Consider the following 24226-nt stretch of genomic DNA (forward strand, 5'->3'; position numbering starts at 1 on the left):
GGGGGTGCCTCCGCGACATGGGCGGTTCGGGTCCCGGACCGGGTACCCGGGGGGCCCGGCGGAAACCGGCGGACGTTTGGCGGCCCCGGTCAGGGGGACGCGGAAGTCTCCCGACGTCCGCGACAGCGCCGGAGGCGAACCGTGAGTCGACCCCGCATTGTGATCGTCGGTGCCGGCTTCGCCGGATACCGCACGGCCCGGACACTCTCCCGACTGGCCCGCGGCCGCGCCGAGATCGTCCTGCTCAACCCGACCGACTACTTCCTATACCTGCCCCTGCTGCCCCAGGTCGCCGCCGGCGTCCTGGAACCGCGCCGGGTCACCGTCTCCCTCTCCGGCACGCTGCCGCACGTGAAGCTGGTGCTGGGGGAGTCCGACCGCATCGACCTCGACGCGCGGCAGGTGCACTACACCGGGCCCGAGGGCGAGGGCGGCACCCTCGGCTACGACCGGCTGGTCCTCGCGGCCGGCAGCGTCAACAAGCTGCTGCCGATCCCCGGTGTCGCCGAACACGCCCACGGCTTCCGCGGCCTGCCCGAAGCGCTGTACCTGCGTGACCACGTGACCCGGCAGGTGGAGCTCGCCGCCGCCACCGACGATCCCAGGAGCTGCGCCTCCCGCTGCACCTTCGTCGTGGTCGGCGCCGGTTACACCGGCACCGAAGTCGCCGCGCACGGGCAGCTGTTCACCGACGCGCAGGTCGCCAGGCACCCGATGCGGACCGGGATGCGGCCGCGCTGGATGCTGCTGGACATCGCCGACCGGGTCCTGCCCGAGCTGGACGAACGGCTCTCCCGCACGGCCGACACCGTGCTGCGGGAACGGGGCGTGGACGTGCGGATGGGCACCTCCGTGAAGGAGGCCACGCACGACGGAGTGCTGCTGACCGACGGGGAGTTCGTCGACACCCGCACCCTGGTGTGGTGCGTGGGCGTACGCCCCGACCCGCTCGCCGAGTCCCTCGGACTGCCCATGGAACGCGGCCGGCTGCTCGTCGACCCGCATCTCCAGGTGCCGGGCCGCCCCGAGGTGTTCGCCTGCGGGGACGCCGCCGCGGTGCCCGACCTGGAGAAGCCCGGCTCGTACACCCCGATGACCGCGCAGCACGCCTGGCGGCAGGGCAAGGTGTGCGCGCACAACGTCGCCGCGTCGTTCGGCGACGGTGAGCGGCGCGCCTACCGGCACAAGGACATGGGGTTCGTGGTGGACCTGGGCGGCGTCAAGGCCGCCGCCAACCCGCTCGGCGTGAACCTGTCCGGGCCGGCGGCGGGGGCGGTCACCCGCGGCTACCACCTCGCGGCGATGCCGGGCAACCGGGTCCGGGTGGCCGCCGACTGGCTCCTCGACGCCGTACTGCCGCGCCAGGCCGTCCAGTTGGGGCTCGTACGGTCCTGGTCGGTGCCGCTGGACACCGCGTCCCCGGAGCTGGCGCGGGTGCCGGGTGAACCGGGGCGGGGACAGTCGTCCGGGGACGGGACACGGCCGCCGGCGGCTGCCCGGCCGGGCTCGGAGCCGGTGAGGAACCGGGCTGGTGGTGAACCGGCGAAGGGTCAGCCCGGTGGTGAGCCCGCGAAGGGTCAGCCTGGCGGTGAACCGGCGAAGGGTCAGCCCGGTGGCGAACCCGCGAAGAGCCGGCCCAGCGGTGAGCCCGCGAAGGACCGGCCCGCCGTCACCCCGCCCCCCGATCAGCCGCCGCCCGGTCCCGACGTCGCGCCCGGCCCCGTCAGGCGCACCGACCGCCCCACCGAAGGAGACTCATGAACACCGGTGAACTCGTCGAGCTCGGGCAGCAGCTGCGGGTGGACAGTGTCCGCGCCGCGGCCGCCGCGGGCTCCGGGCACCCCACGTCGTCGATGTCCGCGGCGGACCTGATGGCCGTGCTGTTCGCCCGCCACTTCCGCTACGACTTCGAGCACCCCGACCACCCGGGCAACGACCGCTTCGTCCTCTCCAAGGGCCACGCCTCGCCCCTGATGTACGCCACCTACAAGGCGACCGGCGCCATCGACGACGAGGAACTGCTCACCTTCCGCAAGAACGGCAGCCGCCTCGAAGGGCACCCCACCCCCCGCCGGCTGCCCTGGGTCGAGACGGCCACCGGCTCCCTCGGCCAGGGCCTCCCCATCGGCGTCGGCATCGCGCTGGCCGGGAAGCGGCCGGCCCCCACCGACCACCGGGTGTGGGTGCTGTGCGGTGACAGCGAACTGGCCGAGGGTTCCATCTGGGAGGCCGCCGAGCACGCCGCGTACGAGAACCTGGACAACCTCACGCTGATCGTGGACGTCAACCGGCTCGGGCAGCGCGGCCCCACCCGGCACGGCCACGACCTGGACGCCTACGCCCGCCGCTTCCAGGCCTTCGGCTGGCACACCGTCGAAGTGGACGGCCACGACGTGGACGCCGTCGACCGCGCCTACGGGGAGGCCCTGTCCACCAGGGGCCAGCCCACCGCGGTCCTCGCCCGCACCCTCAAGGGCAAGGGCGTCGAGGCGGTCCAGGACCGCGAGGGCCTGCACGGCAAACCGCTGCCCGAGGCCGAAGAGGCCATCGCGGAACTCGGCGGCCCCCGCGACCTGCGCATCCGGGTGGAGCGGCCGCCCGCCGACGGGGCGCCGCCCGCCGGGCACACCGGCCGGCCCGAACTGCCCCGCTGGGACAAGGGCGAGGAGGTGGCCACCCGGAACGCCTTCGGTGAGGCGCTGACCGCCCTCGGCACCGCGCGCGATGACGTCGTCGTCCTCGACGGGGAGGTCGGCGACTCCACCCGCGCGGAGGCGTTCGCCAAGGAACACCCCGAGCGCTACTTCGAGTGCTACATCGCCGAGCAGCAGATGGTCGCCGCGGCGGTCGGCATGGCGACCCGCGGCCGGGTGCCGTACGCCGCCACCTTCGCGGCCTTCCTCACCCGCGCCCACGACTTCATCCGCATGGCGTCGATCAGCGGTTCCGGGATCAACCTCGTCGGCTCGCACGCGGGCGTCGCCATCGGCCAGGACGGCCCCAGCCAGATGGGCCTGGAGGACCTGGCGATGATGCGGGCGGTGCACGGCTCGACCGTGCTGTACCCGTGCGACGCCAACCAGACCGCGCGGCTGGTCGCCGCGATGGCCGGCCTGGACGGCATCCGCTACCTGCGCACCTCGCGCGGTGCGAGCCCGGTGATCTACGGCCCCGACGAGGAGTTCCCCGTCGGCGGCAGCAAGGTGCTGCGCTCCTCCGACCGCGACCGGCTCACCCTCGTCGCGGCGGGCGTCACCGTGCCCGAGGCGCTGGCCGCCGCCCAGGCCCTGGAGGGGGAGGGCATCGCCGTGCGGGTGATCGACCTGTACTCGGTGAAGCCGGTCGACCGGGAGACGCTGCGCACGGCCGCCGAGGAGACCGGCTGCCTGATGACGGTGGAGGACCACCACCCGGAGGGCGGCCTCGGGGACGCGGTCGCCGAGGCCTTCGCCGACGGGAGCCCCGTACCGCGCCTGGTGCGGCTGGCCGTGCGCGACATGCCGGGCTCGGCCTCCCCCGAGGAGCAGCTGCACGCCGCCGGCATCGACGCCGAGTCGATCGCGGCGGCCGGCCGGCTGCTGGTGGGGGAGGCGATCGTGTCGTGAGCGACGACGGTGCGCGCACCGTACGGGCCGGCCGCCGCACGGTGGAGATCCACCGGCCGGGGAAGGTGCTCTTCCCCGGCGGCGGGGACGCCGAGGAGTACACCAAGGGCGACCTCGTCGACTACCACCGGGCCGTCGCCCCGTTCATGCTGCCGCACCTGCGGGGCCGCCCGCTGATGCTGGACCGGCGCCCGGACGGCGTCGACGGACCGACGTTCATGCAGAAGAACACCCCGGACGGTTACCCGGACTGGATCACCCGCGCCGAGGTCGCCAAGGAGGGCGGCACCGTCACGCACACCGTGTGCGACGACACCGCCACCCTCCTCTACCTCGTCGACCAGGCGAGCATCACCCTGCACCGCTGGCTGTCCCGCACCGACCGGATCAACCGGCCGGACCGGCTGGTGTTCGACCTCGACCCGTCCGGTGACGACTTCGAGACGGTGCGGGAGGCCGCGCGGCTGCTGGGGGAACTGCTGGACGAGCTGGACCTGCCCTCGGCGCTGATGACCACCGGCTCCCGGGGCCTGCACGTCATCGTGCCGCTGACCGGCAACGACGACTTCGACGACGTACGCGCCTTCGCCCGCGAGACCGCCGACACCCTCGCCGCCGCCCACCCCGACCGGCTCACCACCGCCGCCCGCAAGAAGGACCGCGGCGACCGGCTCTACCTCGACGTGCAGCGCAACGCCTACGCGCAGACCGCGGTCGCCCCCTACACCGTCCGCGCCCTGCCCGGCGCCCCCGTCGCCGTGCCCGTCTCCTGGGACCAGCTGGACGATCCGGACCTGCACGCCCGCCGCTGGACCGTCGCCGACGCCGTCGAGCAGGCCCGCACCGACCCGTGGTCGGCCCTGCCGCGCCGGGGACGCGCCCTGGGCCCCGCCCGCCGCCGGCTGGCCGCGCTGCGGGACTGAACGACGTCGACGCCCCTGCGGCCGGGCGCGATGCCCGGTCGTGAGGAGCGGCTGAACGCACGGAGGTTTGGCGAACACACTTACGGCCATACGGAGGGGGAGGTGGCCATGTCGAACACAAAGAACACCGAAGAGCCACAGGGTTCACAGGAAACCCAGGACTCACAGGAATCCCGCACATCAACGGACGACAACAGGACCACCAAGCGGCCGAGCCCGATGGAACTGCTGCGCCAGGCGCGCGGCCAGCTCGCGGAGCTCACCGGGATGGAAGCCGAGTCCGTGTCGTCCTTCGAGCAGACGGAGGAGGGCTGGTCGCTCGAGGTCGAGGTCCTCGAACTCGAGCGGGTGCCCGACACGATGAGCCTGATGGCGAGTTACCAGGTCGAGCTGGACCCCGACGGCGAGCTCACCGGGTACCGGCGCGTCCGCCGTTACGAGCGCGGGCGGGCCGATCCACACAGGCCCGGCGGCCGTTAGGCCGCCCGGCCGGACCCACACCCACAGACAAGGAGGGACAGTCGGCATGACAGTCGTACCGGCACAGCAGACCGGTGGTGGGGGCGGCAGCAGCGGCCTCTACGACGTGCTTGAGCTCGTTCTGGACAGGGGGCTCGTCATCGATGCGTTCGTGCGCGTGTCCCTGGTCGGCATCGAAATTCTCAAGATCGACGTCCGTGTCGTCGTCGCCAGCGTCGACACCTATCTCCGCTTCGCCGAGGCGTGCAACCGCCTCGACCTGGAGGCCGGGCCCCGCAAGAGCCCGGGCCTGCCCGAGATCGTGGGCGAGGTCACCGAGTCCGGCGCCCGCGGCAAGTCCAAGGGGGCGCTGTCCGGCGCCGCCGAGACCATCTCCGACGCCTTCAAGCAGGCGCGTGACGGTGGTGACGAGCGTGAGACGGAGTCCCGTCCGCGTGCCCGCAAGAGCACCGCGGCCCGTCGGAAGGAGGAGCAGGAGTGAGCACGTACGTCTACGGCATCACGGCGGTCTCGCACCCCGGTCTTCCCGAGGGCATGGGCGGCGTCGGCGACCCGCCGCTGCCGGTGCGCGTCCTGCGCGAGGGCGAACTGGCGGCCCTGGTCAGTGACGCCCCCGAGGGGCTGCGCCCCAAGCGCAGGGAACTGCTCGCCCACCAGAACGTGCTCAGCGAGGCCGGCGCGGCCGGCTGTGTGCTGCCCATGCGCTTCGGCAGCGTCGCCCCGGACGACGACGCCGTCACCGGTGTCCTCGCCGAGCGCGCCGAGCACTACGCGGAGCGGCTGCGGGCCCTGGACGGCCGGGTCGAGTACAACGTCAAGGCCAACCACGTCGAGGACGCCGTCCTGCACCACGTGATGGCCGGCAACCCGGAGATCCGCGCCCTCGCGGAGGCCAACCGGCGGTCCGGCGGCGGAAGCTACGAGCAGAAGATCCAGCTCGGCGAGATGGTCGCCGCCGCCGTCAAGGACAAGGAAGCCGAGGACGCCCTCGCGCTGGAGCGGGCCCTGGAGACGGCCGCCGACGCGGTGAGCGTGGGCCCCGAGTCCACGGGCTGGCTCGCCAATGTGTCGTACCTGGTGCGGCGCGATACGGCGGAGGAGTTCCTGGCAGCGGTGGAACAGGCCCGCAAGGACCTGCCCCACCTCGAAGTGCGTCTGAACGGCCCGCTGCCGCCGTACAGCTTCGTCGAGCCCGGCCCGGCCGAGCCGGCGGGCACCGCGGCCGGCGGAGCGGACACCGGAGCGGGGTGACGACATGGGCCTGATCTCCGAGGTGCTGCTGCTGCCGTTCGCCCCGGTGCGCGGCAGCGGCTGGGCCATCAGGCAGGTGCTCCGGGAAGCGGAACGCATTTACTACGACCCCGCCACGATACGGGCCGAACTGGCGCGACTGGAGGAGCAGCTGGAGGCCGGAGAGGTCACCGAGGAGGAGTTCGACCGGCAGGAGGACGAACTCCTCGACCGGTTGGAGACAGCGACGCGCACCGGCGCGGGTACAGGGGACGGGACGGCAGGACAGTGAATCGAACGGGACTGGGCCTCGCGATCGGGGCCGGATATCTGCTCGGACGGACCAAGAAGCTGAAGATGGCACTCGCCGTCGGCGGCATGGTGGCGGGCAAGAAGCTGAACCTCAGCCCGCGCATGGTCGCGGACGTGGTGTCGCAGCAACTGCGGAACAATCCCCAGTTCAAGGAGCTCGGCGACCAGCTGCGCGGTGATCTGCGGGGCGTCGGCAAGGCGGCCTCCGGCGCGCTGGTCGAGCGGCAGCTCGACTCCTTCGCCGACCGGCTGCACGGCCGTACCGCCGACATGCGGGACCGGCTGACGGGCGGCGGACCGAAGGACGACGCCGAAGCGGAGCAGGCCGAGGACGCGGAGGCGGAGGCCCGGGAGCCGACGGAGGCCCGGGAGTCGGCGGACGAGCCGGCTCCCGAGCGGCCGGCCGGGAAGGCACCGGGGAAGAAGGCCGCCCCCGTGAAGAAGGCGGCGGCGAAGAAGACGGCCCCCGCGAAGAAGGCGGCCGCCAAGAAGACCGCAGCCGCGTCCCGCGGCGCCCGCTCCCGCACGTCGAAGGGAGGCGGTGAGTGATGACCGAGACCCTCGGACGGGCCGGCTCCGCCGCACGTGACGGTGTGAGCGGGGCGACGAAGAACCCGCTCGCCGACGTGGCCCACAGCGAGGCCGCCGATCGGCTCAAGGCCGAGCTGCAGGACTACCTCGCGGCCCAGGCCACCCGGCTGCTGACCGGCCTCGGCCACAAGCTCGGCGAGACCACGAACAAGCTCAACGACATCGCCGAGGGCAACAGCCCGGGCTTCGCCAAGCTCGCCCTCGACGGCGGCCGCAAGCTCGCGGAGGGCAAGAGTCCCCTGCGCAGTGCCGTCGAACTCGGTGCCTCACGAGCCAAGGACAATGTGATGGGCGCACTGAAGGGCCTGGTCGGCGGCAAGGGCAAGCGGAAGAGCTCGGCCGGCAAGAAGCCCACCGTCATCATGGAGCAGATCGACGTCGGGGTGCCGCTGCGCACGGCGTACGACCAGTGGACCCAGTTCCAGGACTTCAGCACCTTCGCCAAAGGCGTCAAGAACGCCGCCAAGTCCGACGACACCACGTCGGACTGGCAGGCCAAGGTCTGGTGGTCGAACCGCAGCTGGAAGGCGAAGACCACCGAGCAGGTCCCCGACGACCGCATCGCCTGGTCCTCGGAGGGTGCCAAGGGCACGACGAGGGGCGTCGTCTCCTTCCACCGCCTCGACGACAGCCTCACCCGCGTCCTGCTGGTCATCGAGTACTACCCCACGGGTCTCTTCGAGAAGACGGGCAACATCTGGCGCGCCCAGGGGCGCCGCGCCCGGCTCGACCTGAAGAACTTCGCCCGCTTCATCACCATCAAGGGCGAGGCCGAGGACAGCTGGCGGGGCGAGATCCGCGACGGAGAGGTCGTGCGCAGCCACGAGGACGCCCTCGCCGAGGAGGAGGAGAACGAGGCCCCCGAGGGCGAGCAGGAAGAGGAACCCGAGGGCGAGCAGGAAGAGGAGCCCGAGGAGGAGTACGAAGGCGAACCCGAGGAGGAGTACGAGGACGAAGAGGGGGAGGAAGAGGAAGAAGAGGAAGAAGAACCGGAGGCGGCCGAGGAGCCCGCCGACGCCTATGAGGAGGATGAGTACCCGGAGGACGAGTACGAGGACGAGACCGAGGACGAGCAGCCCGAGAGCCGGAGCCGCTGATGACGACCCCCAGCCGGCTTCCCGAGCCGTACGGCCAGGGCAGCGGCGCCAATCTCGCCGACATCCTGGAAAGGGTGCTCGACAAGGGTGTCGTGATCGCGGGTGACATCCGCATCAACCTGCTGGACATCGAGCTCCTCACCATCAAGCTGCGGCTCGTCGTCGCCTCCGTCGACAAGGCGAAGGAGATGGGGATCGACTGGTGGGAGTCCGACCCGGCGCTGTCCTCGCGCGCCCGGCGCGACGAACTGGCCAGGGAGAACGCGGAGTTGCGTGAGCGGCTGGCCCGGCTGGAGGAACTGGGCCTGGAGCCCCGTCGCGCACAGGAGGAGAGCCCGTGACCGGACTGCGGTACGTCTACGCGGTCTGCCGCCCCTACGGCACACCGCTCCAGGCACAGCTGACCGGGGTCGGAGGTGATCCGCCCCGGCTGCTGCCCCACCACGGCCTGGTGGCCGTCGTCAGCCACGTACCCGAGGCGGACTTCGCGGAGGAGCCGCTGCGCGCGCACCTGGAGGACCTCGACTGGCTGACCGCGGTCGCCCGCGCCCACCAGGGAGTGATCGACGCGCTCACCACCGTCACGACCCCGCTGCCGCTGCGGCTCGGCACCGTGTTCCGCGACGACAGCGGCGTACGGACCATGATGGAGGCGCGCGAGGAGAGCTTCCTGCGCACCCTGGACCGGCTGGAGGGTCGGGTCGAGTGGGGCGTCAAGGTCTACGTCGAGTCGGACCGGGCGCCGGAGACTCCCGCCGCGCCCGCGCCGAAACCGGCGTCCGGCCGGGACTACCTGCGACAGCGGCGGATGCAGACGAAATCGCAGGACGATCTGTGGCAGCGGGCCGAGACGTTCGCGACCCGGCTGCACGAGACCCTTTCCGGGGCCGCCGAGGCCTCCCGGCTGCACGCGCCGCAGAATCCCACGCTCTCCGGCGCCTCCGGGCGGAATGTGCTCAATGCCGCCTATCTCGTGCCCCGTGTGAAATCCGAGGAATTCGTGGAAAAGGTGGACCGTACGAAGGACAGCGTGCCCGGAATACGTGTCGAACTCACCGGTCCCTGGGCGGCCTATTCGTTCGCCGGTGAGGAAATCGCCGAGGAGGAGGGGCCGTGACCGTCGTCGAACGCCGCGAAATAGCCCTGGTGGACCTGCTCGACCGGCTCCTGGCCGGCGGGGTCGTCATCACGGGGGACATCACGCTGCGCATCGCGGACGTCGACCTGGTCCGCATCGACCTCAACGCGCTCATCAGCTCCGTGAACGCGCGGGTCCCCTCGCCCTTCGAGGAGTCGCGGTGACGGCCGGCCCGGACGAGCGGCACGTCGCACCGCACGGCAGCCGGCACAGGAGCCTGGACCTGGAGCCGGACACGGTCGAACGCGACCTGATCAAGCTGGTGCTCACCGTCGTGGAGCTGCTGCGCCAGCTCATGGAGCGGCAGGCGCTGCGCCGGTTCGACGAGGGGGACCTGAGCGAGGAGCAGGAGGAGCGGGTCGGGCTCACCCTCATGCTGCTCGAGGACCGCATGGCGGAACTGCGGGACCGCTACGGACTGCGGCCCGAGGACCTGAATCTGGACCTCGGGCCGCTCGGACCGCTGCTTCCCCGGGACTGATTTCCGATCGTTCCCGGGGACTGATGCCCGGGAACGATCGGAAATCAGTCCCGGGAACGATTTTCGGGAACGATCGGGAATGATTTCCAGGGCTGATCCCCGGGACCGGGTCCCGGGGATTTCCCGTCACCTCACCACCGGTACCAGCGGCCCCTGCCCCCACCCGCCGACGTGCTGCGCATGAAGAATCCCAGGAGCCACACGATCAGAACCGCCAGGGCAATCCACCAGAGAACCTTTACCGCGAATCCGGCACCGAAAAGGATCAGTGCCAGAAGCAGGACCAGAAGAATGGGAACCATAATGTCAACCTCCTGACATCCTGGTTGCCCGGAAAACGCGATTCAGGCTTCCTTGCGGCAGAGAATTTCCCCGTGCAGCACGCTGAACCAGCCGTCGTCCCGGTCGCCCCATTCCCGCCACGCCCCGGCCACTTCCCGCAGTCGCCGCCGAGTGGCGTGGCCGCCGTCGACCGCCTGCTCGGCATAGGCCGACGCCACCGTGCGGTCCGCCCACAGGCCGCTCCACCAGGCCCGCTCCCCGGCGGTCGAGAAGGTCCAGGTGGCCGAGGTCGCGGTGACGTCCGTGAAGCCCGCGGCGAGCGCCCAGGATTTCAGCCGCCGCCCGGCGTCCGGCTCGCCCCCGTTGGCCCGGGCCACCCGCCGGTAGAGGTCCAGCCAGTCGTCCATGCCCGGTGACGGCGGGTACCAGGTCATCGCCGCGTAGTCCGAGTCCCGGACGGCGACGAACCCGCCCGGCCTGGTCACCCGCCGCATCTCGCGCAGCGCCCCCACCGGATCGCCCACGTGCTGGAGCACCTGATGGGCGTGGACCACGCAGAACGTGTCGTCCGGGAAGTCCAGGGCGTGGACGTCCCCCACCGCGAAGTCGGTGTTCGTCAGCCCCCGCTCGCCGGCCACCGCCCGGGCCTGCTCCAGGATCGCCGGCTCCCGGTCGAGGCCGGTGACGTGCCCGTCGGGGACGAGCCCCGCCAGGTCCGCGGTGATGGTGCCGGGCCCGCACCCGATGTCCAGGATCCGCATGTGGGGTTCGAGGACCCCGAGGAGGTACGCCGCCGAGTTCTCGGCGGTCCGCCAGGTGTGCGACCGCAGCACCGACTCGTGGTGGCCGTGCGTGTAGACGGCGGTCTCCCGCGCTTCCGGCATGACGAGCCCACCCCTTCCACTCTCGTAGGAGGGCGCTCACGCTACGCCCGGCCCCCGCATTCTGAGACGCGTGTTTCACATATTGGGACGCGTCTGTGGGAAACCGTTTGCCGCCTGCGCCGACGATCCCGCACAATCCCCACCATGGGTCACCTGGAAGCCGCGCATCTCGAGTACCACCTCCCCGACGGGAGGACGCTGCTGGGCGATGTCTCCTTCCGGGTGGGGGAGGGAGCCGTAGTGGCCCTCGTCGGGCCCAACGGCGCGGGCAAGACCACCCTGCTGCGCCTCCTCGCCGGCGAGCTGAAGCCGCACGGCGGCTCCGTCACCGTCACCGGCGGGCTCGGCGTCATGCGCCAGTTCGTCGGCTCCGTACGGGACGAGACGACCGTGCGCGACCTGCTCGTCTCCGTGGCGCAGCCCGGGATCCGGGAGGCCGCCCGCGCCGTCGACGCCGCCGAACACGCCCTCATGACGGTGGACGACGAGGCCGCCCAGCTGGCGTACGCGCAGGCCCTCGCCGACTGGGCCGAGGCGCGCGGGTACGAGGCCGAGACGCTGTGGGACATCTGCACCACCGCCGCGCTGGGCGTGCCGTACGAGAAGGCGCAGTGGCGCGAGGTCCGCACCCTCTCCGGGGGCGAACAGAAACGCCTGGTCCTCGAGGCGCTGCTGCGCGGCACCGACGAGGTGCTGCTGCTCGACGAGCCGGACAACTACCTCGACGTGCCCGGCAAGCGCTGGCTGGAGGAACGGCTCGCCGAGACCCGCAAGACCGTCCTCTTCGTCTCCCACGACCGCGAACTCCTCGCCCGCGCCGCCCAGAAGATCGTCTCCCTGGAGCCGGGTCCCGCGGGCGCCGACGCGTGGGTGCACGGCGGCGGCTTCGCCACCTTCCACCAGGCCCGGCGGGAACGCTTCGCCCGCTTCGAGGAACTGCGCCGCCGCTGGGACGAGAAGCACGCGCAGCTGAAGAAGCTGGTCCTGACGCTGCGTCAGGCCGCCGAGAACAGCCACGACATGGCGTCCCGCTACCGTGCCGCCCAGACCAGGCTGCGCAAGTTCGAGGAGGCCGGCCCGCCGCCGGAGCCCCCGCGCGAGCAGGACATCAGGATGCGCCTCAAGGGCGGCCGTACCGGAGTGCGCGCCGTCACCTGCGAGGGGCTCGAACTCACCGGCCTGATGAAACCCTTCGACCTGGAGGTCTTCTACGGCGAACGGGTCGCCGTGCTCGGCTCCAACGGCTCCGGCAAGTCCCACTTCCTGCGCCTGCTCGCCGGCGACGGCGTGGCCCACACCGGGAACTGGAAACTCGGTGCGCGCGTGCTGCCCGGACACTTCGCGCAGACCCACGCCCACCCCGAACTGCTGGGCCGCACCCTCCTGGACATCCTGTGGACCGAACACTCCCAGGACCGGGGCGCCGCCATGTCGCGCCTGCGCCGCTACGAGCTGACCCAGCAGGCCGAGCAGAGCTTCGACCGCCTCTCCGGCGGCCAGCAGGCCCGCTTCCAGATCCTGCTCCTGGAGCTCCAGGGCGTCACGGCCCTGCTCCTCGACGAGCCGACCGACAACCTCGACCTGGAATCGGCCGAAGCGCTCCAGGAAGGCCTGGAGGGCTTCGAGGGCACAGTCCTCGCCGTCACCCACGACCGCTGGTTCGCCCGCTCCTTCGACCGCTTCCTGGTCTTCGGCGGCGACGGTCGTGTCAGGGAGACCTCCGAACCGGTGTGGGACGAACGCCGGGTGGAACGAGTTCGCTGACGGCGGCGGATCACTTCCAGCGCAGCAGCGCGCCCAGTCCGCCGACCGGTGCGTCGTCCGGCGCGTCCGGCGCCAGGGACACCGCCAGCGCGGGCGCGTCCGTCGCGACCGCCGAGCGGATCAGCGCGTCGTCCGCCCGCGCCGACCAGGAGTTCTGCTCACCGAGCACCTTCAGGTCCGTACGCCGCACCGCCAACTGGTCCGGATCCTCACCGATCCACACCTCACGGTGCGCGTCGGCCGAGTCCGGCCGGATCAGCAGCTCGTCGATCCGGTGCTCACGCGCGGCCTCGACCAGCGCCGGCACGCCCTCCGCGGCACCCGCGCGGCCCTCGTCGTCGGGGCTGCGGGCGGCGAGGAACCGCTCCAGTTCGGCGGCGGCACGGTCATGGATGTGCTCCGTGCGGATCCGCTCGACGTCCTCGTCGAGCAGCCGGCTGCCGGCGCCGCGCGAGGCCTCGACCACCAGGTCGTGCAGCCGCTGCGGCAGCCGCTCGCGCACGGAGTGCCGCTCCCGGTCGTCACCGACGAGGATCAGCAGATCGGCGCCGGTCTCCTCGTGGCAGACGGCGAGCGCGTCGGCGATCTCCGCGGCGTTGTGCTCCCAGGTGTTCTCCACCCGCAGCTGGAAATGGCGCTCCGACCAGTCCACGGAGCCGGTCCGGTGCAGCGGCCACTGCCGCCCGGTGACACCGCCGACGTCGTCCCGGCCGAGCGCGCTGCGCAGCTCGAAGTCCGCGCCCCTGCGGTCGACGTAGGCGACGATGCACACGGGGTCCTCACCGGCCAGCTCCAGCAGCGGCGTGACCCGGGGCAGCGGCGCCCACTGGGCCCAGTCGCGCTGCGGGGACCGGGCCAGCGGCGGGTCGAGGACCACCTCGCCGTCCCGGGCGAACAGTGCGCGGCCGTGCGGTTCGGGGGAGTGCCGCAGATCCTCCAGAGCGCGGCGCACGGCCTGGCAGGTCGTCTCGTCCGCACCCTGGCCGGCCAGCTCCCGGGCCATCGCCTGCGCCGTCAGCTGCCGTTCCTGAGGGGTGTGCTCCGTGTGCCGGGAGGTGTCGACGTAGACGGATGCCCAGGGGCCGGGACGTTCGTAGAGTGGATGCAGGAAAGCGAGTTCCATGGCTCCCTCCCGGTTGCCGTTCGGGGTAGTGCTTGTGCCGTCGGGCGGGTACCCGGACCACATGAACGCACACGACGAGCGGGGCACCACGATGACCGGAGTCGAGCCGGACCGCCTGGACGACCAGCAGCTCATGAAGGAACTGGAGACCATCCACCGCACGCGGCACGACACACTGCTGTACGGCTCCAACGACGCGCTGCGCGCCCACAACGAGCGGATGGCGCAGCTGGAGGGCGAGTACCTGCGCCGCAATCCGCGCCGCCCGGTGGCCGCGGGCCGCACCCGCGAAGGTGCCCGGGAGCGGGGTGCCGCGGACACCACGACACCCACGACCCCGGGCACCTGACCGGTCTGCGGCCTACGGGGCCGTCTCCGCCCCGAACACCTCGAGGCAGGTCTCGCAGAAGGCCTTGAGGTCGTCCGGCTTGCGGCTGGTGACCAGTTTGTTCGGCCCGTGGTCACACACCTTCACCTGCTCGTCGACCCAGGTGGCGCCGGCGTTGCGGAGGTCGGTCCGCAGGCTGGGCCAGCTGGTCAGCTCCCGGCCCCGGACGACGTCGGCCTCGATCAGGGTCCAGGGGGCGTGGCAGATCGCGGCGACCGGCCGGCCCTGCTCGAAGAAGTCCCGCACGAACGCGACGGCCTTGTCGTCCATGCGCAGGAAGTCCGGGTTGGCCACCCCGCCCGGCAGCACCAGCCCGCCGAAGGAGTCCGCCGACGTCTCGCCGACGACCTCCTGCACGGGGAAGGTGTCCGCCTTGTCGAGATGGTTGAACGCCTGGATCTTCCCCGGCCTCGTCGACACGAGCACCGCTTCGTGACCGGCGTCCACGGCCGCCTGCCACGGCTCGGTCAGTTCCACCTGCTCGACGCCCTCGGGCGCGGTCAGGAATGCGATTCGCATGATGGCACTACGTCCCTTCGTTCAGCTGCTCCTGTCCGGCTCCGCACGGCTGATGTCGGCCAGCGCCGAGCCGGGTTCCCGCGCCTCGGCCAGATCGCCGAGACTCACCAGCCCGACCGGCAGACCGCCCTCGACCACCGGAATCCGGCGTATCGCGTGTTCACGCATCAGGGCGACGGCCGAGGACACCGGATCGTCCGGGGCGAGCGTCAACGGGTCCGGCGTGCACACCGACTCCACGCTCACCTCGAGCGGATCCGCGCCCCGGGCGACCGCGCGGACCGTGATGTCGCGGTCGGTGAGCACGCCGACGACCCGCTGTCCGTCGGCCACCACCACGTCGCCGATGTGCTGGGTGCGCATCAGCTGCGCCGCCTCGACGATCGAGGCGTCCGGGCGCACGGCGACCACGCCCGGAGTCATCACGTCCTTGACGAACTCGGCCATGACCGAGGCCTCCCTCCGGTCCCGGCCGCCGGGGCACCGCGGCCGGCCGCGGTGCCCCGGCGGACCGGTTACGCGGTCTCCGTCTCCCGGGACCGGGTCAGCGCCTCGGCCAGCTCCTGGACGCTGGTGTAGCGGGCCTGGCGCGGCAGCCGCTCCAACGCCTCGATGAGCGTGTCGGGCGCGTAGCGCCGGTCCAGGGCGCGCATCAGCTCGCGCGGGCCCGCGGGGAACGCCCCGCGGCCCAGGATCCTGGCCAGTTCCAGCCGCACCGACTCCAGTGACGTCGGGCCGCGGCCCGGCGTCACCGGGCCGTACGCGACCTCGGGGTCGTCGTCGGCGAACGGCTCCGGGTCGTGCCACTCCTCGGTACGGGTGGGGTGCCCGGACCGCAGCAGACCCTGCAGTTCGTGCTTCATCTCGTCGTCGCGGTGGACGCTGAGCCGGTCGCTGCCTCGCTGCATGTCTCCCTCCAGATCCTTCGGGGTGCGCACCGCGTACCCGAGGAGCGGAGGGCGACACGGGAGTTCGGGTTCCGGATCGTCACGGCCCGGGGTTTGGCCGCCGGAGGGCGGGAGACCCGCATCCCCACGCCCCCCACGCGCCTCCCGGAAAGGACAGGCCATGGCGGTGCTCGCCGTGCTCATCCCGCTTCTCATGCTCGGCGTGATCCTGATGCTGGGCCGCTACGAGGAGCTCCTGCTGCCGCCCGCACCGCCCGAGGCCGACCCGGCCGAAGCCCGGCTGGGGGGTTTGGGGCGGTGAAGCGGGGGCAGGCGCGGATCCAGTGCTTCGGACAGGAGGCACGTCCGTGGAGGCGGTGTCGCGCCGCTCCGGGCGCGCCCGTCCCCGACCGGCGCGCTCGCCACGGTGACCGTCCGTCCCCGAGCACCCCCCCCGAGGGAGCTGCGACGCACCATGCCGACCCGAGCGACCGCGAAACACCCGCACGACGACGCCCCCGACACCGCGGACGCCTTCCGCAGACTCGCCGCACTGCCCCCCGGCCCGGAGCGCGAAGCACTCCGTGACGGGATCGTCGAGGCCTGGCTGCCCATGGCCGACCGCCTCGCCGGACGCTTCCGCAGCCGCGGCGAGAGCTTCGACGACCTGCGCCAGGTCGCCGCGCTCGGCCTGGTCAAGGCCGTCGACCGGTACGACCCCGAGCTCGGCAACGCGTTCGAGAGCTACGCCGTGCCGACCGTCACCGGCGAGATCAAACGGCACTTCCGCGACCACCTGTGGATCCTGCACGTACCGCGCCGGGTCCAGGACCTGCGCAACCGCGTCCGGTACGCCTCCCAGGACCTGTCCCAGACCGTCCCGGGCCGCCGGCCGACCGTGGCGGAGATCGCCGAGCACGCCGATCTGAGCGAGGAGGACGTCCGTACCGGACAGGAGGCGCTGGAGAGCTTCACCGCGCTGTCCCTGGACGCCGAGCTGCCCGGCAGCGACGACGGCTACTCGCTCGCCGACGCGCTCGGAGCGCCCGACCCGGCGCTGGACACCGTGGTCGACCGCGAGGCCGTCAAGGAACGGCTGGCGGCGCTGCCCGAGCGGGAGCGGGCCATCCTCTACATGCGGTTCTTCGACGACATGACGCAGAGCGGCATCGCCGAGGAGCTGGGCATCTCGCAGATGCACGTCTCCCGCCTGATCAGCCGCTGCTGCGGCCGGGTGCGGGAGCAGGTCATGGGGGACGCCGACGAAACATAGCGGCCCTTCACCCACGCGGGCCAGTCCGGTCCCGCCAATGGTGTCCGGCGGCGAGCGGTGCGGCGGTGACGGGGCTGTGATGGCTGTGGGGCGTGACCGCACGCCGTGCCCCCGCCGTCGCTCGAAGGAGCCCGCACCATGCGCCGCACCGCCCGTTCCCTGTCCCTCGCCGCCGCCACCGGTGCCGCCCTCGCGGCGCTCGCACCGGCCGCGTTCGCGGGCACCGTTCTGGACGACGGGGCCTCCTGGGGCTCCGCCTCCCACTCGCCCTGCCCGGAACCGGGGGAACACGAGTGGGAACCGGATGTCCCCGGACCCGCCGGGCCCGAGGCGGCCGTGCCGAAGAGCACGGCCCTGGACGACCTGGACGAGCTGGGCACCGAACTCGATGCCGGACTCGACGCCGACCTGGACACCGAATTCGACGCCGACCCGGACGCCGATCTCGACGCCGAACTCGACGCCGAACTCGGTCCCGAGGCGGAGATCCCCGCCCCCGGGGAAAGGGAAAGCGCCCCCACCGGACCCGGGGCCGTCGAACCGAAGGCCCTGAAGCCCAAGCCCACCGAATCCAGGCCCACCGGACCCGAGCCCACCGAATCCAAGCCCACCGAATCCAGGACCCCGGACCCCGAGCCCACCGGGTCGAAAGCCACCCCCTGCGCCGACACCCCCGCGCGCCAGGGCGTCCACGCCGGTGGGGGCGGCGCCTTCACCGACTCCGTGCCCGCGCTGGCCGTCGGCGGGCTGCTGATCGCGGGCGCGTTCGGCGCCGCCGCGCACCGCGTGTACCGGGACCGGACCACCCGTGCGGACGGCTGACGTCCGCCGCCCACGCCGTGAACAGCGCCCCCCACCCCGGCACCCATGGCTCGCGGCACGCTGGGTACTGACTGGCTTAGGTCCTGTCGGTCCTGTCGTCACGTTCCCGTCCGCCCGGCGACGCCTGGCACGCACTCCCCCGGAGGGCCCGTCGAGGGAGCACCGGCACCTCGCGATCGCACGCACCGTACGTGGCCGGGCCCGCCTTCGGACGGACGGCGGGGTGTGACGACAGGACCTGGAGCACGAGTCGGCGGCGCCGGGCACGACGCCGGGGAACTGCGCGGAGGTAGGGATGCGGCGGACGGATCCGGAAGGTCACGGCCCCGTCCGGTTCGGGCCGGCGCTCCCCGAGGACGGGCTGCCCGTCCTGCCCGAGCTGTCCGCGGTGCTCGCCGCCGCGGCCTCCCGCGCCGGCGCCGAACCGGTCGGCGGCGGGCCCGCCCTGCTGGACGCGGCCTGCGGCTACGGCGACCGGCGCGGACTGCCCGCCGCCCCCGACCGGGTGGCCGTCGCCCCCGGCGCCCCCGCCCTGCTGGTGGCGCTGACCGCCGCCCTCGGCGGCGACGTGCTGGTGCCCCGGCCCTGTGCCGCCTGGTGGGCCCCCTACGCCCGCCTGCTCGGCCGCCCCGCCTTCCACGTGCCGACCCCGGCCGAGAGCGGCGGCGTCCCCGACCCGTACGCCCTGCTGGAGACCGTGCGCCGGCTGCGGGCCGAGGGCGGTGACCCGCGCCTGCTGGTGCTCTCCGTCGCCGACGACCCCACCGCCGGCGTCACCCCGCCCGAACTGCTGCACGAGACCCTGGAGGCCGCCGTCGCCGAGGGGCTGCACCTGGTCAGCGACGAGACCTGGCGCGACACCCTGCACGACCCGCACGGCACCGTGCTGCTCAGCCCCGCCGAGATGCTGCCCGACCGGGTCACCGTCGTCACCGACCTGGCCGGGGCCCTGCTCCCGCCGGGCTGGCCGGCGGCGGTGGCGCGCTTCCCGGCGGGCGAGGACGGGAACGCGCTCCACGCGCGCGTGCTCGACGTGCTCACCGCGCTCGACGCGCGCGTCGCCTCCCCCGTCGCCGCCGCGGCGGTGTACGCGCTGTCCGAGCCCGGACCGGTCACCGCGCGCGTCGCCGACGCCGTACGCCTGCACGCGCGCGTGGCCGCCGCCGCGCACCGGGCCGTCGTCGCCGCGGGCGCCCTCGCCCGGCCCCCCTGCTGCGGCCGGCACCTGTACGTCGACCTCACCCCCCTGGCCCCCGCGCTCGGCGCGCACGGCGTCGGCGACGCCCAGGAGCTGGAGGACTTCCTCACCGCCCGGCTCGGCATGCCCGCACCGGGCGGCCACCGCTTCGGCGACGATCTCGAGGCACCGCGCGTACGGCTGTCCACCGCACCCCTGCTGGGCGACACCGCCGAACTGCGCGCGGAAGGCCTGAGTTCCCCCGCGCCCCTGGAACTGCCGCAGGTGCGAAGCGCGTTGACCCGGCTGACGACGGTCTTCGACGATCTCCGTGACGACGCCCGGCGACAGGAGTCCCCTCGATGACGCAGCGCCCCGAGTCGACCACGGGAACGGCCACCTCGGAGTCCGGCGCCCGGGAGGCCGGCGATCCGGCCGCCGCTCCGTACCCGCCGCCGGCCGCGCCCCGCCCGCTCGCCGAACGCCGGGTGTGGCCCCGCACCTTCCACGACCGGCTGACGTCCCCGCTGCCCGGTCTGAAGGCCCTCGCCCGCTTCGCCCGCGAGGGCACCGTACGGCCCACTCCGGACGGTCTCGCCGACGTCTCCCGGCTGCCCTGCGTCCCCGGCCCGCTGCCCCGCGTCGACGCCCGTACGGTCGCCGTCACCTGGGTGGGACACGCCAGCTGGGTGCTGCGGATCGGCGGGCTCACCGTGCTCACCGACCCGGTCTGGTCCCGCCGCATCCTCGGCACCCCCGCCCGGCTCACCCCCGTGGGCGTCGCCTGGGAGGCCCTGCCCCGCGTGGACGCGGTCGTCATCAGCCACAACCACTACGACCACCTGGACGCCCCCACCCTGCGCCGGCTCCCGCGCGACACCCCCGTGTTCGTGCCGGCCGGGCTCGCCCCCTGGTTCCACCGCCGCAGGTTCACCCGCGTCACCGAGCTCGACTGGTGGGAGGCCGCCGAACTCGGCGGAGTCCGCTTCGACTTCGTTCCGGCCCACCACTGGTCCAAGCGCACCCTCGCCGACACCTGCCGCTCCCTGTGGGGCGGCTGGGTGCTCACCGACCCCGGCGGACGGCGCGTCCACTTCGCCGGCGACACCGGCTACGGCCACTGGTTCTCCCGCATCGGCCGCCGCTACCCCGGTATCGACCTCACCCTGCTGCCCATCGGCGCCTACGCCCCCCGCTGGTGGCTGGCCGACGTCCACTGCGACCCGGAGGAGGCGGTACGCGCCGCCCAGGACCTCGGCGCGCGGCACATGGCCCCCATGCACTGGGGCACGTTCGTCCTCTCCGCCGAGCCGGTCCTGGAGCCGCTCACCCGGGTCCGCGCCGCCTGGGAGAAGACGGGCCTGCCCCGCGAGCACCTGTGGGACCTGCCGGTGGGCGGCTCCCGGATTCTGACCTGACCGGAGCCGCCCCGCGCCTCACCCCGCCGCCGTCCCCCGCATCCGCCGCCACAGGCCCGGGGCCACGCTGATCAGCACCGTCAGCACGATCGCCGCCAGCACGCCCTGCCACGGCTCGTCGAACAGCGAACCGCCGAGGACACCGATCAGCTGGTACGTCGCCGCCCAGGCCAGACAGGCCGGCAGATTGCCCCGCACGAAGCGCCGCACCGGCCACTTCGCGACCAGACAGGCCAGCATCACCGGCAGCCGCCCGGCCGGGATCAGCCGGGACAGCACCAGCACCGCCACCCCGTGGTCGGCGAGCTTCCGCTGCGCCTGCGCCAGCCGGTCCTCCGGGGCGCGTTCCCGGATCGCCTCCAGCCAGCGGGAGCCGTTCTTCGACTTCATCCCGCGCCGCCCCAGCCAGTACAGCGCCACGTCCCCGAGGAACGCCGCCAGCGACGCCGTCACGAACACCAGCGCCATCGAGAACGGTGCCGCCCGGTGGAAGGCGACCACGGCCGCCGAACTGACCAGCGCGCCCGTCGGCACCACCGGCACCAGCGCCCCGATCAGCACCAGCAGGAACAGCGAGGGGTAGCCGACGGCCTGCTGGGTGAACTCGGGCGCCACGGCGGGCAGGGCCGCGGGCGCGGCCACCGACGCCAGTGACGCACCGGCCGCCTGGCCCGGGGCGGCGGGAAGGATCACCGCGCGGCCTCCAGGCGCACGCGCTCCCCGTGCCCCAGCCGGTGCACCGACGCGCCGGGCGCGTGCCGGGCGGCCTGCCGCTCGAACTCGTGCCCCGGCGCGTGGAACTCGTGCGGGCGCACGGCGTCCATCCCGATCGGCCAGTACGTGCCGTAGTGCACCGGCACCGCGCTGGACGCCCCCAGCCGGGCCAGCGCCTCGGCCGCGCGCCCCGCGTCCAGATGGCCCTCGCCCAGGTACGGCCCCCAGCCGCCCACCGGGAGCAGCGCCACGTCGACCGGCCCGACCTCCTTGGCCATCTCGTCGAACAGGCCGGTGTCCCCGGCGAAGTACGTCCGCGCCTCGCCCTCCAGGACGTAGCCGAGGGCGGGGGAGCGGTGCGGCCCGACCGGCAGCCGCCGCCCGTCGTGCCGCGCGGGCACGGCTCGGACGACCAGTCCGCCGACCGTCGTCACATCGCCGGGCGCCACCTCGCTCACGCCGAGGTGCGTGAGCCGGCGCAGCCCCGGCACCGCGCGTCGTGCGCCCCGGGGCACGAGCAGGCGCGTACCCGGCGCGAGCCGGGCCAGCGACGGCACGTGCAGATGGTCGGCGTGCAGGTGGGAGACCAGGGCCACGTCCGCGTGCCGGGCCTCGGCCGGCGGCACCGCACCGCGCCGGCGCCGCAGGTGCGCGAGCCGGCGGGCGAACAGGGGGTCGGTGAGTACCCGCGTGTGCGAGTCCTCGACCGTGCAGGTGGCGTGACCCCACCACGTGACCTCCACCGGCACCTCTGCGCCTCCCTCGTACGACTCCCCGAAGCCTACGCGCAGGAGTGTGCGCGGCGCGGGGCGCGTGGAGACGGCAGGCCGGGCCTTCACCGCCGTACGACGCGGCGGTGAAGGCCCGGGTGCGCCGGCGGCTGTCGCCGCCGACGGCCGGGTACGACGGCCGTCGAGCCGTCGGCGGCCCGCGCGACCGGGGACGGAACGCCTCGTCCGGCCGTTGTGACAGGGTGGGGACGGGCCAGGTCGGCCGGGACGTGAGGTGTGCGGGGCGTGGGTGGCGAGCGGTGGCGACGGGTCGCCAGTCAGATCGGGCGGAGCGTCGCCGTGTGGGCGGTCTCCACGCTCACCATGCTGCTGCTCGCCGGCCTCCTGCCCGACTTCCGGCTGCGCTCGGCCGACGGCGACAGCGCCACGGACATCGCGGTCACCGCCGCCCTCGGCGCCGGCGCCTTCGGCCTGCTCTCCGCCCTGGTCTGGCCGCTGCTGGTGCGCCTGCTGCTGCTGGTGCCGGCGCTCGTCCTCGGTCTGCTGGTGTTCTTCCTCAACGGCGCCCTGCTCTGGCTGGCCCTGCAGGTCAACCCCGTCGAACGGGGCGCCGCCGCCCCGGAGACGGCCGTGGTGGTCGCGGCGGTGATGTCCGCCGTCGCCTCCGCCACCGGCGCCGCCCTCGCCGTGCGCGACGACGACGCCTACCGCCGCCGCCTCTACCGCCTCGCCGACCGCAGACGGGGCTCCGCCCCGCCCTGCCCCACCACCCCCGGCACCGTCTTCCTGCAACTCGACGGCGTCGGCCATGACGTGCTGCTGGCCGCCGTCGACAAGGGGCTGATGCCCACCGTCGCCCGCTGGCTCGGCACCGGCGACGGCGGCGACCACCCCTCCCACCGCCTCACCCCCTGGCGCACCGACTGGTCCAGCCAGACCGGCGCCAGCCAGCTCGGCATCCTGCACGGCAGCAACCACGACGTCCCCGCCTTCCGCTGGTACGAGAAGGCCCGCCGCGAGGTCATGGTCTGCAACCGGCCCACCAGCGCCGCCGAACTCCAGGCCCGCGCCATCGAGTACTCCGGCCACGCCGGGCTGCTGGCCCACGACGGTGCCAGCCGCGGCAACCTCTTCAGCGGCGGCGCCGACGAACAGGCCCTGGTGCTGTCCATCGCCACCCGCCGCCGCGGCCCGGCGGCCCGCTCCCGCGCGGGCTACTTCGCCTACTTCTCCGACCCCGCCAACGCCGTGCGCACCGCGCTGTCCTTCGTCGCCGAGGTGGGCCGGGAGATCGGCCAGTCCACCCGGGCCCGGTTGGGCAAGCAGCGTCCGCGCGTCTCGCGCGGCGGTCTCTACCCGTTCGTCCGGGCCTTCGCGACCGTCGTCGAACGGGACGTCGTCGTCGCCGCCGTGACCGGCGACCTGCTGGCCGGCCGCACCGCCGTCTACGCGGACCTGGTGGCCTACGACGAGGTCGCCCACCACTCCGGGCCCGTGAGCCGGGACACCGAGAAGGTCCTCCAGCGCCTCGACCGGGCCCTCGCCCTGATCGAGAACGTCGCCGAGCACGCCCCCCGCCCGTACCGGATCGTCGTCCTCTCCGACCACGGGCAGAGCCCCGGCGAGACCTTCCGCTCCCGCTACGGCCTCACCCTCGGCGACCTGGTGCGGGCCGGCTGCGGACTGCCCGTGCCGCGCCGGGCCCGGCGCACCCACAGCGGCGCGGAGGCCCGCGCGGCCGTCCGGGCGGCGCTGCGCCGGCCCGTGGAGGAGGGCGCCGAGCACTACCGCCCCTCCCGCGGCTCCGAACCCGTCGTGCTCGCCTCCGGCAACCTGGGCCTGATCTCCTTCCCTGACGTGCCGCACCGGATGACCAAGGAGGAGATCGACGCCCGCCACCCCGCGCTGCTGCCGACCCTCGCCAACCACCCCGGCATCGGCTTCCTCCTGGTCCGCAGCGAACGCCACGGCGGGGTCGTCCTCGGCGCGTACGGCGCGGAGATCCCGCTGGACGAGCTGGACGACAACCCCGGCCCGCTGGCCGCGTTCGGTCCCGGCGCCGCCGACGTCGTGCGCCGCACCCACACCTTCCCGCACACCGCCGACATCATGGTCAACTCCTTCCACGACCCCGCCGACGGAGAGGTCCTCGCCTTCGAGGAGCAGATCGGCTCCCACGGCGGCCTCGGCGGCGCCCAGTCCCGCCCCTTCCTGCTCTCCCCCCTCGCGCTGTCCGCGCCCGTCCACGACGGAACGGACCTCACCGGCGCCGAACAGGTCCACCGGGTGCTGCGCCGCTGGCTGACCGAGTCGGACGAGGCGGACGTGCCGACGGAGCCGGACCGGGAACGCGCGGCCTGACCGCACCGCCGGGCGCCGGAAATTCG

29 protein-coding genes are annotated in these 24226 nt (G+C 73.4%); 21 read left to right on the forward strand and 8 right to left on the reverse strand.

Annotation, left to right across the window (positions count from 1 at the left end; all coding sequences use genetic code 11):
* Nucleotides 1–141: 141 nt before the first annotated feature.
* The 13 genes from KUM38_RS35790 to KUM38_RS35850 all read left to right on the forward strand — a co-directional run bounded on the left by KUM38_RS35790 (nucleotide 142) and on the right by KUM38_RS35850 (nucleotide 9857).
* A complete protein-coding gene (locus KUM38_RS35790; RefSeq protein ID WP_217135899.1) occupies nucleotides 142–1761 on the forward strand; it encodes an FAD-dependent oxidoreductase in 1620 nt (539 codons plus the stop codon).
* Nucleotides 1758–3605: a transketolase gene (locus KUM38_RS35795; protein ID WP_217135901.1), complete on the forward strand. Its 1848-nt coding sequence runs from the start codon at nucleotides 1758–1760 to the stop codon at nucleotides 3603–3605. The genes KUM38_RS35790 and KUM38_RS35795 overlap by 4 nt, the downstream gene beginning before the upstream one ends.
* Nucleotides 3602–4528 (forward strand): non-homologous end-joining DNA ligase, encoded by a 927-nt coding sequence (ligD, locus tag KUM38_RS35800; protein ID WP_217135903.1) that lies wholly within the window; start codon nucleotides 3602–3604, stop codon nucleotides 4526–4528. The genes KUM38_RS35795 and ligD overlap by 4 nt, the downstream gene beginning before the upstream one ends.
* Before the next feature lie 108 nt (nucleotides 4529–4636).
* On the forward strand, nucleotides 4637–5008 hold the full coding sequence (locus KUM38_RS35805; protein ID WP_217135905.1) for a gas vesicle protein: 372 nt from the start codon (nucleotides 4637–4639) through the stop codon (nucleotides 5006–5008).
* A gap of 46 nt (nucleotides 5009–5054) precedes the next feature.
* Entirely contained in the window at nucleotides 5055–5489 is a 435-nt protein-coding gene (locus KUM38_RS35810; protein ID WP_217135907.1) for a gas vesicle structural protein GvpA, read from the forward strand.
* Nucleotides 5486–6259, forward strand: a complete 774-nt coding sequence (locus KUM38_RS35815; RefSeq protein ID WP_217135909.1) for a GvpL/GvpF family gas vesicle protein — start codon at nucleotides 5486–5488, stop codon at nucleotides 6257–6259. Before KUM38_RS35810 ends, KUM38_RS35815 begins: the two co-directional genes overlap by 4 nt.
* 4 nt (nucleotides 6260–6263) lie before the next feature.
* A complete protein-coding gene (locus KUM38_RS35820; protein WP_217135911.1) occupies nucleotides 6264–6530 on the forward strand; it encodes a gas vesicle protein GvpG in 267 nt (88 codons plus the stop codon).
* Nucleotides 6527–7099, forward strand: coding sequence for a DNA primase (locus KUM38_RS35825; RefSeq protein WP_217135914.1), 573 nt, complete (start codon nucleotides 6527–6529; stop codon nucleotides 7097–7099). Before KUM38_RS35820 ends, KUM38_RS35825 begins: the two co-directional genes overlap by 4 nt.
* A complete protein-coding gene (locus KUM38_RS35830; protein ID WP_217135916.1) occupies nucleotides 7099–8238 on the forward strand; it encodes an SRPBCC family protein in 1140 nt (379 codons plus the stop codon). Before KUM38_RS35825 ends, KUM38_RS35830 begins: the two co-directional genes overlap by 1 nt.
* Complete coding sequence (locus KUM38_RS35835; RefSeq protein WP_217135918.1) at nucleotides 8238–8579, forward strand: gas vesicle protein; 342 nt, start codon at nucleotides 8238–8240, stop codon at nucleotides 8577–8579. Before KUM38_RS35830 ends, KUM38_RS35835 begins: the two co-directional genes overlap by 1 nt.
* Complete coding sequence (locus KUM38_RS35840; RefSeq protein WP_217135920.1) at nucleotides 8576–9355, forward strand: GvpL/GvpF family gas vesicle protein; 780 nt, start codon at nucleotides 8576–8578, stop codon at nucleotides 9353–9355. Before KUM38_RS35835 ends, KUM38_RS35840 begins: the two co-directional genes overlap by 4 nt.
* Complete coding sequence (locus KUM38_RS35845) at nucleotides 9352–9540, forward strand: gas vesicle protein (RefSeq protein ID WP_217135922.1); 189 nt, start codon at nucleotides 9352–9354, stop codon at nucleotides 9538–9540. Before KUM38_RS35840 ends, KUM38_RS35845 begins: the two co-directional genes overlap by 4 nt.
* Nucleotides 9537–9857 (forward strand): gas vesicle protein K, encoded by a 321-nt coding sequence (locus KUM38_RS35850; RefSeq protein ID WP_308409137.1) that lies wholly within the window; start codon nucleotides 9537–9539, stop codon nucleotides 9855–9857. Before KUM38_RS35845 ends, KUM38_RS35850 begins: the two co-directional genes overlap by 4 nt.
* A gap of 131 nt (nucleotides 9858–9988) precedes the next feature.
* Here the strand turns inward: KUM38_RS35850 and KUM38_RS35855 are convergent, their stop codons facing one another.
* Both KUM38_RS35855 and KUM38_RS35860 read right to left on the reverse strand, forming a co-directional pair.
* Nucleotides 9989–10159, reverse strand: a complete 171-nt coding sequence (locus tag KUM38_RS35855; RefSeq protein WP_073931265.1) for a hydrophobic protein — start codon at nucleotides 10157–10159, stop codon at nucleotides 9989–9991.
* Nucleotides 10160–10201: 42 nt separating this feature from the next.
* Nucleotides 10202–11023 (reverse strand): methyltransferase domain-containing protein, encoded by an 822-nt coding sequence (locus tag KUM38_RS35860; RefSeq protein WP_217135924.1) that lies wholly within the window; start codon nucleotides 11021–11023, stop codon nucleotides 10202–10204.
* 144 nt (nucleotides 11024–11167) lie between these two features.
* Here KUM38_RS35860 and KUM38_RS35865 point away from each other — a divergent pair, with 144 nt between their 5' ends.
* On the forward strand, nucleotides 11168–12787 hold the full coding sequence (locus tag KUM38_RS35865) for an ABC-F family ATP-binding cassette domain-containing protein (protein WP_217135926.1): 1620 nt from the start codon (nucleotides 11168–11170) through the stop codon (nucleotides 12785–12787).
* A gap of 10 nt (nucleotides 12788–12797) precedes the next feature.
* Here KUM38_RS35865 and KUM38_RS35870 read toward each other — a convergent pair whose 3' ends face one another.
* Entirely contained in the window at nucleotides 12798–13910 is a 1113-nt protein-coding gene (locus KUM38_RS35870; protein ID WP_217135928.1) for a Vms1/Ankzf1 family peptidyl-tRNA hydrolase, read from the reverse strand.
* Nucleotides 13911–13971: 61 nt separating this feature from the next.
* Here KUM38_RS35870 and KUM38_RS35875 point away from each other — a divergent pair, with 61 nt between their 5' ends.
* Entirely contained in the window at nucleotides 13972–14259 is a 288-nt protein-coding gene (locus KUM38_RS35875; RefSeq protein ID WP_217135930.1) for a DUF6158 family protein, read from the forward strand.
* A 12-nt stretch (nucleotides 14260–14271) separates the two neighbouring features.
* Here the strand turns inward: KUM38_RS35875 and KUM38_RS35880 are convergent, their stop codons facing one another.
* From KUM38_RS35880 to KUM38_RS35890, 3 genes are all read right to left on the reverse strand, one after another.
* The gene (locus KUM38_RS35880) at nucleotides 14272–14817 is read right to left on the reverse strand and encodes a type 1 glutamine amidotransferase domain-containing protein (RefSeq protein WP_217135932.1); all 546 of its coding nucleotides are present in this window, start codon (nucleotides 14815–14817) and stop codon (nucleotides 14272–14274) included.
* A 21-nt stretch (nucleotides 14818–14838) separates the two neighbouring features.
* Nucleotides 14839–15264 (reverse strand): CBS domain-containing protein, encoded by a 426-nt coding sequence (locus KUM38_RS35885; RefSeq protein ID WP_217135934.1) that lies wholly within the window; start codon nucleotides 15262–15264, stop codon nucleotides 14839–14841.
* 68 nt (nucleotides 15265–15332) lie between these two features.
* On the reverse strand, nucleotides 15333–15725 hold the full coding sequence (locus KUM38_RS35890; RefSeq protein WP_217135936.1) for a DUF2795 domain-containing protein: 393 nt from the start codon (nucleotides 15723–15725) through the stop codon (nucleotides 15333–15335).
* 160 nt (nucleotides 15726–15885) lie between these two features.
* On the opposite strand from KUM38_RS35890, the gene KUM38_RS35895 reads away from it, so the two are divergent.
* The 5 genes from KUM38_RS35895 to KUM38_RS35915 all read left to right on the forward strand — a co-directional run bounded on the left by KUM38_RS35895 (nucleotide 15886) and on the right by KUM38_RS35915 (nucleotide 20394).
* A complete protein-coding gene (locus KUM38_RS35895) occupies nucleotides 15886–16026 on the forward strand; it encodes a hypothetical protein (protein ID WP_217135938.1) in 141 nt (46 codons plus the stop codon).
* Nucleotides 16027–16179: 153 nt separating this feature from the next.
* Nucleotides 16180–16977: an RNA polymerase sigma factor SigF gene (locus KUM38_RS35900; protein ID WP_217135939.1), complete on the forward strand. Its 798-nt coding sequence runs from the start codon at nucleotides 16180–16182 to the stop codon at nucleotides 16975–16977.
* Nucleotides 16978–17115: 138 nt separating this feature from the next.
* Nucleotides 17116–17799: a hypothetical protein gene (locus tag KUM38_RS35905; protein ID WP_217135940.1), complete on the forward strand. Its 684-nt coding sequence runs from the start codon at nucleotides 17116–17118 to the stop codon at nucleotides 17797–17799.
* A gap of 295 nt (nucleotides 17800–18094) precedes the next feature.
* On the forward strand, nucleotides 18095–19342 hold the full coding sequence (locus KUM38_RS35910; RefSeq protein WP_217135941.1) for an aminotransferase class I/II-fold pyridoxal phosphate-dependent enzyme: 1248 nt from the start codon (nucleotides 18095–18097) through the stop codon (nucleotides 19340–19342).
* Complete coding sequence (locus KUM38_RS35915; RefSeq protein WP_217135942.1) at nucleotides 19339–20394, forward strand: MBL fold metallo-hydrolase; 1056 nt, start codon at nucleotides 19339–19341, stop codon at nucleotides 20392–20394. Before KUM38_RS35910 ends, KUM38_RS35915 begins: the two co-directional genes overlap by 4 nt.
* A gap of 18 nt (nucleotides 20395–20412) precedes the next feature.
* On the opposite strand, the gene KUM38_RS35920 is transcribed toward KUM38_RS35915, so the two are convergent.
* Nucleotides 20413–21036: a DedA family protein gene (locus tag KUM38_RS35920; protein ID WP_217136003.1), complete on the reverse strand. Its 624-nt coding sequence runs from the start codon at nucleotides 21034–21036 to the stop codon at nucleotides 20413–20415.
* Between the two features lie 47 nt (nucleotides 21037–21083).
* Complete coding sequence (locus KUM38_RS35925; RefSeq protein WP_217135943.1) at nucleotides 21084–21857, reverse strand: MBL fold metallo-hydrolase; 774 nt, start codon at nucleotides 21855–21857, stop codon at nucleotides 21084–21086.
* A gap of 258 nt (nucleotides 21858–22115) precedes the next feature.
* On the opposite strand from KUM38_RS35925, the gene KUM38_RS35930 reads away from it, so the two are divergent.
* Nucleotides 22116–24200: a phage holin family protein gene (locus KUM38_RS35930; RefSeq protein ID WP_217135944.1), complete on the forward strand. Its 2085-nt coding sequence runs from the start codon at nucleotides 22116–22118 to the stop codon at nucleotides 24198–24200.
* The last annotated feature ends 26 nt before the right edge of the window (nucleotides 24201–24226 follow it).

This window comes from Streptomyces sp. AC558_RSS880 (assembly GCF_019049255.1).
GTDB lineage: Bacteria > Actinomycetota > Actinomycetes > Streptomycetales > Streptomycetaceae > Streptomyces.

Bases quoted from the DNA above. Each gene is read 5' to 3' on its own strand.
- KUM38_RS35900 (WP_217135939.1), top strand. From the start codon at position 16,180: ATGCCGACCCGAGCGACCGCGAAACACCCGCACGACGACGCCCCCGAC.
- KUM38_RS35860 (WP_217135924.1), bottom strand. From the start codon at position 11,023: ATGCCGGAAGCGCGGGAGACCGCCGTCTACACGCACGGCCACCACGAG.
- KUM38_RS35830 (WP_217135916.1), top strand. From the start codon at position 7,099: ATGACCGAGACCCTCGGACGGGCCGGCTCCGCCGCACGTGACGGTGTG.
- KUM38_RS35870 (WP_217135928.1), bottom strand. From the start codon at position 13,910: ATGGAACTCGCTTTCCTGCATCCACTCTACGAACGTCCCGGCCCCTGG.
- KUM38_RS35810 (WP_217135907.1), top strand. From the start codon at position 5,055: ATGACAGTCGTACCGGCACAGCAGACCGGTGGTGGGGGCGGCAGCAGC.
- KUM38_RS35795 (WP_217135901.1), top strand. From the start codon at position 1,758: ATGAACACCGGTGAACTCGTCGAGCTCGGGCAGCAGCTGCGGGTGGAC.
- KUM38_RS35890 (WP_217135936.1), bottom strand. From the start codon at position 15,725: ATGCAGCGAGGCAGCGACCGGCTCAGCGTCCACCGCGACGACGAGATG.
- KUM38_RS35820 (WP_217135911.1), top strand. From the start codon at position 6,264: ATGGGCCTGATCTCCGAGGTGCTGCTGCTGCCGTTCGCCCCGGTGCGC.
- KUM38_RS35910 (WP_217135941.1), top strand. From the start codon at position 18,095: ATGCGGCGGACGGATCCGGAAGGTCACGGCCCCGTCCGGTTCGGGCCG.
- KUM38_RS35885 (WP_217135934.1), bottom strand. From the start codon at position 15,264: ATGGCCGAGTTCGTCAAGGACGTGATGACTCCGGGCGTGGTCGCCGTG.
- KUM38_RS35855 (WP_073931265.1), bottom strand. From the start codon at position 10,159: ATGGTTCCCATTCTTCTGGTCCTGCTTCTGGCACTGATCCTTTTCGGT.
- KUM38_RS35915 (WP_217135942.1), top strand. From the start codon at position 19,339: ATGACGCAGCGCCCCGAGTCGACCACGGGAACGGCCACCTCGGAGTCC.
- KUM38_RS35835 (WP_217135918.1), top strand. From the start codon at position 8,238: ATGACGACCCCCAGCCGGCTTCCCGAGCCGTACGGCCAGGGCAGCGGC.
- KUM38_RS35880 (WP_217135932.1), bottom strand. From the start codon at position 14,817: ATGCGAATCGCATTCCTGACCGCGCCCGAGGGCGTCGAGCAGGTGGAA.
- KUM38_RS35805 (WP_217135905.1), top strand. From the start codon at position 4,637: ATGTCGAACACAAAGAACACCGAAGAGCCACAGGGTTCACAGGAAACC.
- KUM38_RS35895 (WP_217135938.1), top strand. From the start codon at position 15,886: ATGGCGGTGCTCGCCGTGCTCATCCCGCTTCTCATGCTCGGCGTGATC.
- KUM38_RS35865 (WP_217135926.1), top strand. From the start codon at position 11,168: ATGGGTCACCTGGAAGCCGCGCATCTCGAGTACCACCTCCCCGACGGG.
- KUM38_RS35875 (WP_217135930.1), top strand. From the start codon at position 13,972: ATGAACGCACACGACGAGCGGGGCACCACGATGACCGGAGTCGAGCCG.
- KUM38_RS35905 (WP_217135940.1), top strand. From the start codon at position 17,116: ATGCGCCGCACCGCCCGTTCCCTGTCCCTCGCCGCCGCCACCGGTGCC.